Consider the following 8,007-nt stretch of genomic DNA (forward strand, 5'->3'; position numbering starts at 1 on the left):
AATGAATGTTTTTTTAGCAAAAGAATCGCAGTTAAAACGAGTCACTTTAGGGTTAGGTGCGCTTGTCGCAGTGTCTATCACACCGGTAGTAGTCCAGGCCAACCAAATCAATGTAGTCAATGCGCAGCAGCAATATGAAGCAATCAGGTCAATCCGCGATCCGTTTACGCCAAGCTCGCTAATGTTTGACACCATGTCTCTCAAAGGCAGTGCCTCGGGTGCAGAAGGTTATGGCTTTATGCGCTCACCCTCTAACGCCAATTTACCGAAAATGCGCTTACGCGGCTATATAGGTAAGACAGACGACAAACCCGTTGCCTTATTAGAGGTTGCTGGTAACCGTACCTATATCATTCATGAAGGTGATGAAATTAATATCGACCCTACGGTGCCAAACAGCGCTATTCGTATCACCAAAATCACCCGTTTTAGTGTCACTGTCGAGGCCGGTATGCTCGGTTCGATTAGAGTTCAGAGGTAATGTCAGCGATGAAACAGTTAACGTTAATTTTATCATTATGTTTTTCACTCGGTTGCTTCATCGCGCTAGCGCCTAGTGTGGCAGCGGCGACTCAGGTTAAAGAGTTAGAGTTTAATAATACCGACTTGATTGATGTGGTGCGGACATTGTCTGAGTTATCAAGCAGTAACATCATCGCCACGCCGGCGGCGACGCAAAAAAAAGTCACCATTCATTTAAAAAACACCACCGTTGAAAACGCCTTAAAGTCGATTAGCCGCATTACCGACTTATGGTTTCGCTTTGACGAAGATACCAACACCTTCCGTTTGATGACGCGTGAAGAATACGCCAAAGACTTAGTGGTACGCGAAAGCGAACACATTGAAATCTATAAAGTAAGAAACGCCAATGTCAGAATTATTGCAAAATCCATTGAGGACTTGTACGGTAGCCGCGTAATTTTATCGCTGGGTGAGCAAGTCGAAGGAGGCGCTGGAGGTTCATCGCGCGCGAGTAGCAACAGTAACTCACGCCAATCTTCTGGCGGGGTTAGAAACTCTCGTTCCACCAACCGCGATAATCGATCGGCTAATTCCAATAATGGTTCATCTCGAGGCGCTAACAATAATTCATTTGATACCAGTCGATTAACCGTCGATCAATTTGAGCGTTTATCCCTAGCAATGCAAGGTTCAAGTGCACTGAATAATCAAGCACTAGCGCAAATCAGTGCACAATCACAACCTATTTATATCACGGTTAACAACGAACATAGCATGATTGTAGTGCGTACCGATGACCGTGCGGTGCTTAAATCGATTGCTCATTTAGTTAAAAAAATGGATATGGAAATTCCGCAGGTCATGCTGGAGATGAAAATAGTCAGTATTACACTTGGTGAAGACTTTACCTCAATTTTCGATTTTCAATTAGAGTCTAGTGGCAGCAATCAATCGGTGCGTCCGATTAAGCTCGGTAATAATGCACTGCCAAATTCCGGCTCAGTGATCTACGAGTTTTTGAATAATCGATTACGTGCCAACATCGAGTTTTTAGAAAAAAATCGACGCATAAAAGTACTATCAAACCCGATGGTACTCGCGTCTAATCATCGTCAGGCCGAGTTATTTATCGGAGAAGAAACGCTGTTAGTGCGCGGTTTCACCTTTAACCCAGCAACGATTGACAATGGCCTTGTGGTGTCGCCCGCATATATTCAAACAGAAACTGAGTTACAAGAAATTGGGATCACCCTGCGGATAGTGCCTAAAATTAATACCGATGGTACCGTCGCCTTAACCCTCGAACAAGAAAGCTCGGAGGTTAGACCCGGAGGAACCACCCTACCTATCGCGGATGGCGAAGGTGGCGTTCTAAACTTACCTATTGATACTGTCAACTCTTCAAGGCTCACTGGTACCGTTGTGGCTAAAAATAACCTAACCGTAGCTGTCGGCGGTTTAATCAGAAATAAGAAAGTAAGTAATATTCAAAAGGTCCCTTTCTTATCTGAGATCCCAATTATTGGTCACGTTTTTAAAAGTACCATTGAAAGTGAACAAGAAACGGAAACTATCTTACTAATCACCCCACGGATCCTCACGAGAACTGATGACAGTGACAAAATCCGTGGTGCTGACAACCGCTTCTACCGTGATTTTAATCAAGGCCACCCAGACGTTGTACCTTTTGAGAACAAGTTTATTGGCAAAAAACAACCTGCCAATTCGACGCAAAGCCAAGCTCAAAAGCAACAGCTTTATTTGAAAATGAGTCAATATGCGGCGAACTCGATGCGTACACCCACAGGTCAGCGTATCCAGAATGAGCATTACATGCCAGCACGGTATACCAACAGCAACATCACGGAGCTATTGAATAACCGCAGTCTTAGCGTTCAAGCCTTGGAAAGTTGGCAACATGGTGCGTTATTTGTCACCGTGGTTGAGGTGAGTAATACATCAACACACTTTCAAGCGGTTGATTATCAGAACATAAGCGGCCGCTGGTTAGCGTCGTCAATCGAGGTTAACAACTTAGCACCACAGGGTAATCGCAATGACAAAACCTATTTATATTTAGTCTCTGAATTACCGTTTGATGAGTCCCTTGCTCATCGTGGCTAAGGGTAGATATATATTCGTTGGTGCTTCACTGATGTTACTAACACCAGTAACCTCGGCTGAAGCAGCGCTGAAACTTCATGTCTATGACAAAAAAGATAAGGTGAATACAACGACTGAGTCCCCTCAGTTACAAACACATATTTTTTCGTCTACAAACGGCAGCGCAGCGGAGAATGAATACAGCGCTACGCCTGTGCTTAAAACCCACATATTTAAACACCATACCTCTAAGCACCATTCCTCTACAGACCATACTTCTAGCGGCCAAGCTGCAACTAGTGAGCATCAGCCCACCCCCTTATTACAGATGCACGTGTTTAACATTGAACCAAACAACCAAACACAGCGCCGCTATAATCAAGTGCCCGCACTTAAAATGCATATTTTTGATGAGCTAACTTTAGTCAGCGACAATGAAAAAGAGCCCCTTGATAATATCAATACAAACGTTTACCTAAAGCTAGATCATCAACAGGAGCAGTTCCAGTGGCTATTTAATAACAAGCAGATGATAGCCAGTAGCCAACCTCACGTTATCAGACAATCACTAGACAACACGACCGTCAACTTAGGTGTTAATGCCTCACTGAACTCAGATTGGTTATTCAATGTCGACCTAGCGTTTGGAGAGGCTACTAGTGCTGAAAACAGTTCAATGTTCGCTTTATCGACATCAATCGATTATCGCTGGTTTCCTATCCAACAACAGTCAAGCTTTCCTACTGTTGAGCTCAGACCACAAATGGGCTTACGTTATGCCTCACAACGCTTAACAACGCCTTTCATCACTGATGATGGAGCGTGGTTTGGCCCTTGGCTGGGGCTTGATAGTCGCTTTCAATTATCTCAATCATTCTCGCTCAATATGTCGCTTGAGCATCACTATGCCAGTTATAGCGCATCAACGAATTTAATGGCCTACCCTGAAATTGCCCCGCCGCAAAGGCGCAATCATAAAGCCACAGGCCATGGCACAGTCGCAAAATTATCTGGGCTTTATCAACTAAGCTCACAAACGTCCCTTGCCCTATCAATCAACTACCAAGACTGGCAGGCCGATAATGACAAGAGCCATCAGGCATTGTTCGCAAATAACAGCGCAGAGTTTACTCGCGTCAAGCGCCAGTCAAAGGGCGTTAATTTTGGCATTCGCTATAAGTTCTGACGCTTATAAGATGACATCAGCATCGTCGTCCTAAAAATATTTTATTCAGGATCTTGTCGTAGAGTAATCACCATCGGTAACAAACCCGAGATTCCGGCTAAAAGACTGCCGGAATGACGGATGCATTTATGATATCGACGGCTTAAAAATAAAAAAAGCACCACTTAAATTAATAAGTAACGCTTTCTTTTAATAAGTGGCGCAGAGATAAGGATTTGAATCTCCCTAACTGAGCTATTAACCCAATCTTTTTAGACTGAAACGAAAAAAGGCTATCTAAAATAATTAGATAGCCTTTTTACAGAATTAGTGGCGGAGAGATAAGGATTTGAATCTCCCTAACTGAGCTATTAACCCAATCTTTTTAGACTGAAACGAAAAAAGGCTACCTAAATAATTAGATAACCTTTTTTACTGAATAAGTGGCGGAGAGATAAGGATTTGAATCTCCCTAACTGAGCTATTAACCCAATGTTTTGTACCTGACAGCAAAAAGCCCGCCAACACTTTCATGTTAACGGGCTTTTCTAAATTAGTGGCGAAGAGATAGGGATTTGAATCTCCCTAACTAAGCTATTAACCCAATGTTTTTTAGACTGAAACGAAAAAAGGCTACCTAAATAATTAGATAACCTTTTTTGCAGAATAAGTGGCGAAGAGATAAGGATTTGAATCTCCCTAACTGAGCTATTAACCCAATCTTTTTAGACTGAAACGAAAAAAGGCTACCTAAATAATTAGATAACCTTTTTTGCAGAATAAGTGGCGGAGAGATAAGGATTTGAATCTCCCTAACTGAGCTATTAACCCAATCTTTTTAGACTGAAACGAAAAAGGCTATCTAAAATAATTAGATAGCCTTTTTACAGAATAAGTGGCGGAGAGATAGGGATTTGAACCCTAGATGGGCTATTAACCCATGCCGGTTTTCAAGACCGGTGCATTCGACCACTCTGCCATCTCTCCGCAGCTGGTGAAGCGCATATTAATGATGTTATTTCGTTTTGTAAAGCAATAAGATGGCTTATTAGTTACGACTGCCGATAAAACACACAAATGAAAAATATATAATTACGCGACCTCTGCATGAACGGTATTTCGGCCTGCGGCTTTAGCTTTATATAACGCACGATCCACATGGTTGAGCAGCTCACAAAGTTCTTCTTTATCACCCTGAATGACACCAAAAGACGCGGTAAACTGAATCACATGCTCATTATCTAAGGTCACCCCTTCATTTTCAAAAGCTAAACGTACTCTTTCAACACAGTTTAATGCCTGAGCTAAACTGGTATTAGGGAAAAGCCATATGAATTCTTCCCCACCAAAGCGAGCACAAACATCAGAGTCACGTATTGAGTCTTTTAAAATCGCAGCAACAGCCAATAAGACTCGGTCTCCAGCATCATGGCCATATTGATCATTGATATTTTTAAATAAATCCAGATCGAAAAGAGCTAGACAAAAAGTCTGATTATAGCGGCGGGCCAATGCTTCATGTTGTTGATATTGGCGCATAAAAGCTCGGCGATTGAGTAATTGGGTTAACCCATCAGTATCGGCTAAATGTTGTAATTTTTCTTGGTAATCTTTTCTACGGGAGATTTCCAATTTAAGTTTAAAGTTCATTTTTATAAATAAACCCGCAACAAGCAACGATAGTAAGGTAACAATCACAGCGACAAAAAAGCCAAAGTATAACTTTGGGCTAAACTTTTGCGGTGCGACAAAAATAAAACCATCTAAATGAGTTTTATCTTTGACCATTCCTTGTTCGATAAACACATCAGCCATTTTCTCGATACGAGGTTCAAAAATATGGCCAACAGGTAAAATCTCAGAGTGAACTAGTGCGTTAATAGCTAATGCTTCATATCTCATATGGTTTAGCGTTTTTTCATCATTGTATTGAGTATAAATAATATTAATTATCTCTTCAGAATTATGAATGGCATAACGCCATCCTTTTAAAACCGCTTGTTTGAATCGCTCGACTCTTTTGGGATCTTTATTCACCTGTTCCTGTGTTGTGAATAAAATATCGCTATAGAACTTAATCCCATAATCTTGAGGTTTTATTATGTTGTATTTAATGTCTTGAAGAGCAAGAAAGTAAGGCTCGTTACTTAAGTAAGAATTAAACGCTGTTACGCTACCATTACTTAAATCTGATATATCATAAGAACTAGGGATAACATTGATATCATTTTTAGATAAACCAGCCACGCTAAACATAGCAAGTAAATCAGCATCATCGTCATTCCCAGCAAGCATCACAGAATGACCTTTTAGCTGAGAAGCATGATTTATATGGGAGTCGGCAAGCGTTAAAAGGACAGATGGTGACTGTTGAAAAATCGCTGCTAAGGCAATAATAGGCTCGCCACGTAAGCGACTAATTAACACTTCACTATTGCCTTCGGCAAAGTCAGCGCGTCCAGCAAGGACTTCTGTCACAGGTTGTCTTTCGGGGCTGCCATCAATAATTTCGACGTCAAAACCAGCTTCAGCAAAAAAACCTTTATGCTTGGCTGCGTAGTAACCTGCAAACTGATACTGATGATGCCAACGTACTTGGAATCTAATCTTTTCAAGTTCTTTCGGTAGACTATCAATATTAAGAGCAAAAACGGGAGGGACATAACTGACTAAACACAGTAAAAACAGCAAAGGACCAGCTAACAAACAATGTAAATATTTCAACAAACCCCATCCTTAGAAAACACATGTGCAGAAATTAGTATAACCTATATAACTCGAAATACGTGATATTTTAGACTTGAGTTCATTAAATGTAGTGATAAATTTGTTTTATCTCTAGTTTTAATCTAATAAGGTCTATACTTATCGCAATATCTCACTTTTATTTTCTATCAGTAAAACCGCTCATTATGGGGTTAAAAATATGAATGCATTAGATTATGCAAAAACAGCCAATGAAGTATTTGTTTTAGAAGACTCATTTTTTCGAATAAAATCATTACTCGAAAGTGACGATTCGACTATGGATGAAATCGGTGAAGTCATCATTTTAGATCCCGCCTTAACAGCAACCATTTTAAAGTTAGCCAATAGCCCGATTTATAAAACATCGGGCAAAGTTGATACCATTACTAAAGCGATAATGATTTTAGGGACCAAAGAAGTTTATAGTCTCGTTCTCACCTTTTTTAGTAGTAAAGCATTTAACCGCCCTGAAGTTGACCATGAGTACCTCGATGATTTCTGGTTTACCAGCGTAGATACAGCCTTGACGATTAAATACTTAGGACAAAGTTTTGGCCTTAAAAATGCCGAGCGCTTATTCATTATAGGGTTGTTACATAACCTCGGTGAGCTCACTATCCAACAGCATGATAGCAAATTAGTACATCAATGCGCTTGCGATGACATCAGTATCTTACCTTGGGAAAAACAACGACTCACTGTTGGTTTTAGTTTTGGCGAATGCGGTGCGCGCTTACTTGAATTATGGGGTTTTCCTTTATCTATATCCCACCCAATCGCGTTACAAGATGACTTAACTCATGAAGATGCGACATTAGAATCTAAATTACTATACATCGCTAAACGAGCCGTGTTTAAAAATCACCAGTTTGAAGATGAGCCTTATAGTAAAGTGATTAACTTCCAAGAGATAAAAGACTTTTCACTTAATGATGATGTTTTAGATGAAGCGAAAGATATTTGCAATGTTGAGCGTTTGGAGCTTTTATCCATTCTCAATCCTTCAAGCGCGCTATTGTTCTAAACACTCTAATATCAGCTTTTAAGCAAAAATCTCACTAACATGTTTCATGTTAGTGAGCTTATCTTGTTTCGTTAGGAGATTCCGGCTCAAAACACTACCGGAACGACGGATGTGTTTAAGGTAATTAAGCCTAAAAAGCCAAAAGCCCGTTAACACTTTCATGTTAACGGGCTTTTCTAAATTAGTGGCAGAGAGATAGAAATTTGAATCTCCCTAACTGCGCTATTAACACATTTTTTTAACCTGAAAGCAAAAAGCCCACTAACATTTTCATGTTCACGGGCTTTTCTAAATAAGTGGCAGAGAGATAGAGATTTGAATCTCCCTAACTGCGCTATTAACGCATTTTTTTAACCTGAAAGCAAAAAGCCCGCTAACATTTTCATGTTAGCAGGCTTCTCTAAATTAGTGGCGCAGAGGTAGGAATTTGAATCTCCCTAACTGCGCTATTAACGCATTTTTTTAACCTGAAAGCAAAAAGCCCGCTAACATTTTCATGTTA

At 40.5% G+C, this 8,007-nt stretch carries 5 protein-coding genes and 1 tRNA gene; 4 read left to right on the forward strand and 2 right to left on the reverse strand.

Features of this window, described 5'->3' with window-relative positions:
• Position 1 precedes the first annotated feature (1 nt).
• The 3 genes from Q8W26_RS11565 to Q8W26_RS11575 are packed head-to-tail and all read left to right on the forward strand — an operon-like array spanning position 2 to position 3,754.
• Complete coding sequence (locus Q8W26_RS11565; protein WP_101212438.1) at positions 2-481, forward strand: hypothetical protein; 480 nt, start codon at positions 2-4, stop codon at positions 479-481.
• Between the two features lie 8 nt (positions 482-489).
• Entirely contained in the window at positions 490-2,589 is a 2,100-nt protein-coding gene (locus Q8W26_RS11570; RefSeq protein ID WP_101212554.1) for a DUF3438 family protein, read from the forward strand.
• Positions 2,590-2,620: 31 nt separating this feature from the next.
• Positions 2,621-3,754, forward strand: a complete 1,134-nt coding sequence (locus Q8W26_RS11575; protein WP_101212436.1) for a hypothetical protein — start codon at positions 2,621-2,623, stop codon at positions 3,752-3,754.
• Positions 3,755-4,629: 875 nt separating this feature from the next.
• On the opposite strand, the gene Q8W26_RS11580 is transcribed toward Q8W26_RS11575, so the two are convergent.
• Positions 4,630-4,720: transfer RNA gene (locus Q8W26_RS11580), tRNA-Ser, on the reverse strand.
• Positions 4,721-4,825: 105 nt separating this feature from the next.
• Positions 4,826-6,457, reverse strand: coding sequence for a GGDEF domain-containing protein (locus Q8W26_RS11585; protein ID WP_305473426.1), 1,632 nt, complete (start codon positions 6,455-6,457; stop codon positions 4,826-4,828).
• Between the two features lie 202 nt (positions 6,458-6,659).
• On the opposite strand from Q8W26_RS11585, the gene Q8W26_RS11590 reads away from it, so the two are divergent.
• Entirely contained in the window at positions 6,660-7,505 is an 846-nt protein-coding gene (locus tag Q8W26_RS11590; protein ID WP_101212432.1) for an HDOD domain-containing protein, read from the forward strand.
• Positions 7,506-8,007 lie beyond the last annotated feature (502 nt).

The organism is Psychrobium sp. 1_MG-2023 (assembly GCF_030689115.1).
Classification (GTDB): Bacteria; Pseudomonadota; Gammaproteobacteria; order Enterobacterales; family Psychrobiaceae; genus Psychrobium.

Excerpts from the sequence above, each read along its gene's own strand:
- Q8W26_RS11565 (WP_101212438.1), top strand. The coding sequence starts at position 2 with ATGAATGTTTTTTTAGCAAAAGAATCGCAGTTAAAACGAGTCACTTTA.
- Q8W26_RS11570 (WP_101212554.1), top strand. The coding sequence starts at position 490 with ATGAAACAGTTAACGTTAATTTTATCATTATGTTTTTCACTCGGTTGC.
- Q8W26_RS11575 (WP_101212436.1), top strand. The coding sequence starts at position 2,621 with ATGTTACTAACACCAGTAACCTCGGCTGAAGCAGCGCTGAAACTTCAT.
- Q8W26_RS11590 (WP_101212432.1), top strand. The coding sequence starts at position 6,660 with ATGAATGCATTAGATTATGCAAAAACAGCCAATGAAGTATTTGTTTTA.